This is a genomic window from Thermoactinomyces intermedius (assembly GCF_013912365.1).
GTDB lineage: Bacteria > Bacillota > Bacilli > Thermoactinomycetales > Thermoactinomycetaceae > Thermoactinomyces > Thermoactinomyces intermedius.
The window spans coordinates 1-2,898 of the sequence record NZ_JACETT010000101.1 but is presented as its reverse complement, the minus strand read 5'-3'; the positions used below and the strand labels follow the sequence as shown (position 1 = coordinate 2,898).

3 protein-coding genes are annotated in these 2,898 nt (G+C 43.9%); all 3 read left to right on the top strand.

Translation table 11 applies throughout. The annotated features are described in order from the left end of the window. Positions 1 to 1,801, top strand: a 1,801-nt coding sequence (locus H1R82_RS14395; RefSeq protein WP_181821725.1) for a heavy metal translocating P-type ATPase, incomplete at its 5' end; no start/stop codon positions are given. A 107-nt stretch (positions 1,802 to 1,908) separates the two neighbouring features. After that, a complete protein-coding gene (locus tag H1R82_RS14390) occupies positions 1,909 to 2,364 on the top strand; it encodes a hypothetical protein (protein WP_022738244.1) in 456 nt (151 codons plus the stop codon). Then, positions 2,355 to 2,645, top strand: a complete 291-nt coding sequence (locus H1R82_RS14385) for a hypothetical protein (protein ID WP_181733056.1) — start codon at positions 2,355 to 2,357, stop codon at positions 2,643 to 2,645. The genes H1R82_RS14390 and H1R82_RS14385 overlap by 10 nt, the downstream gene beginning before the upstream one ends. Positions 2,646 to 2,898 lie beyond the last annotated feature (253 nt).

Genomic DNA, 2,898 nt, shown 5'->3' with positions numbered 1-2,898 from the left:
AGCCGTGTGGAGTCTCAAGATTCTTCTTTATGCTTCCTCGATTCTCATTGGTGGATACCGACTTTTTATCAAAGGAATCCAAAACTTATTCCGTCTCCAGTTTGATATGGGTACGTTGATGACGATTGCCATTATAGGAGCAGCGGCGATTGGTGAATGGGGAGAAGGAGCCACCGTTGTCATCCTGTTTGCCATTAGTGAAGCCTTAGAACGATATTCGATGGACAAAGCCCGTCAATCCATTCGCTCTCTGATGGACATTGCTCCTAAACAAGCTCTGATCCGACGTGGAGACGAAGAATTAACGGTTCCAGTGGACGAGATTCAAATTGGGGATATCATGATCGTCAAGCCTGGGCAGAAGTTAGCTATGGATGGGGTTGTGGTGAAAGGAACCTCTTCCATCAATCAGGCAGCCATTACAGGTGAGTCGATCCCCGTTGCCAAAACAGTTGATGATGAGGTTTTTGCCGGAACGTTGAATGAAGAAGGTCTATTGGAAGTGAAAGTAACGAAGCGGGTTGAGGATACTACGATCGCAAAGATCATTCATTTGGTTGAAGAAGCACAAGCGGAACGGGCTCCTTCTCAAGCGTTTGTGGATCGATTTGCGAAAATCTATACTCCTGCGATCTTAGTGGCTGGTTTGCTACTAGCGGTTGTCCCGCCTCTTCTCTTCAATGCAGATTGGAGTGATTGGGTTTATCGTGGGCTAGCTCTGCTAGTGGTTGGATGTCCTTGTGCCTTAGTCATTTCAACACCTGTTTCGATTGTGACAGCGATTGGAAATGCGGCTCGAAATGGAGTTCTCATTAAAGGTGGGATTCATTTAGAAGAGGCAGGAGCACTCTCTGCCATCGCCTTCGATAAGACAGGAACCTTAACGAAAGGTGTCCCTGCGGTAACAGACATCGTGGCATTTGTGAAAGAAAAAGAGGATGAATACTTAGCGATTACAGCTGCCATCGAGAAAAACTCCCAACATCCTCTTGCTTCCGCGATTGTTCGAAAAGCAGAAGAAAAAGGAATGGATATTCAATCATTGGCAGTAGAAGACTTTACCTCCATTACGGGTAAAGGGGTTCAAGCCAAAGTCCAAGGAACCCTTTATTATGTGGGAAGTCCAGCTTTGTTCAATGAGTTATTACCTAACGGGTTGTCTGAGGATCAGTCTGACTTGATTCTTCAACTCCAAACTCAAGGAAAAACGGTCATGGTTTTGGGAACTGAAATGGAGGCTCTTGCTCTGATTGCGGTGGCAGATGAAGTTCGTGAAAGCAGTAAAGACGTGATTCAACAACTTCACCAATTAGGAATTAAGAAAACCGTGATGTTGACGGGTGATAACGAAGCAACTGCAAAGGCGATTGGGGAGCGTTTAGGAGTCGGAGAAATTCAAGCTGATCTTCTTCCGCATCAAAAGTTAGAGTTTATCAAGCAACTTCGCTCAGATGGTTCCAGAGTTGCGATGGTCGGTGACGGAGTCAATGATGCTCCAGCTCTCGCATCATCAACCGTAGGAATTGCCATGGGTGGAGCTGGTACAGACACTGCCTTGGAAACAGCGGATATCGCTCTCATGGCAGATGATCTACGAAAACTACCATTTACCATCAAATTAAGCCGTCAAGCGCTACGCATTATTAAGCAAAACATTACATTCTCTTTAGCGATTAAAGCAGTAGCCCTATTACTCATTGTTCCAGGGTGGCTCACTCTCTGGATGGCGATCTTCGCTGATATGGGAGCGACCTTGATTGTAACCTTAAATGGACTGAGATTGTTAAAGGTGAAGGAGTAAAACTGAAAACAGCCGATTTCCAGAAATAAAAGGCAATCGGCTGTTTTCACCCTCAGATCACTTACTGACAATGGAGTTTTAACAGAAGAGAGATGGAGGATACCACGATGGAGAATCTTACACCGTTGAAAACGGCTATAGATATCTGGAGGATGAAGAGTGGCAAACCAGAAGACATTCTTTCCCGACAACAATCTCGTTTGGCTGACCTCATCCGTTTTGCGAGATTGAACTCCCGATATTATGCAAAAAAATACAGAGAGTTACCAGAAAACATCACCAACTTACAGCAAACCCCTACCGTCACCAAATCAGAACTCATGGCCCATTTTAATGAATGGGTGACGGACCCGGCTGTAACCATAGAAAGTGTAAAAGAATTCGTGTCAGATATGTCGTTAATCGGACAGCTTTATTTAGGACGCTATATGGTTTCGACCACTTCGGGGTCAACTGGAGTGCCTGGGATCTTTATTCAAGATAAAGGTTCAGATACGATTATGAAAATATTGATGGCTATTCGCGGAACAACAAAATTGAAATGGAGTGACTTGTGGAAATAGGGGTTAAAGGCGGACGAAATGCGGAAGTATGTTCGACAGCGGGACATTTCACAGCATACAGCACGGCTGAACGCATGCGCTTAAAACAGCCTTCAAATGAGAAAATCAGAGTTTTTTCGATTCAATCCCCTCTTTCCACACTGGTCAAAGAACTGAATGAATACCAACCGACTGTGATGGGAGGTTATCCAACCGTGATGGATATATTAACAGAAGAACAAAAAGCAGGTCGGTTGAATATTCATCCCGTGGCGATCCTTTGTGGTGGAGAACAGTTATAGGGATTTTATATTACGTACAGAATTGATGTGTCCTAAAAGTATACCTTTAAGGACACTCATTCTGTTCTAGGGGGTAGTATTTTTTAGAAAAATTGTATGCTAAGGGAAAAAACACATATTGAGGTGACACCAAGATACGCCTGAGCGGTAATAGGCAGGATAAAATTGAAAATGAAGTAATAGGGGGCAAACCATATATCTATCAAGCCGAGAGAATAGAATACACTGAGCATCATGAAAGATGCTATTCCTT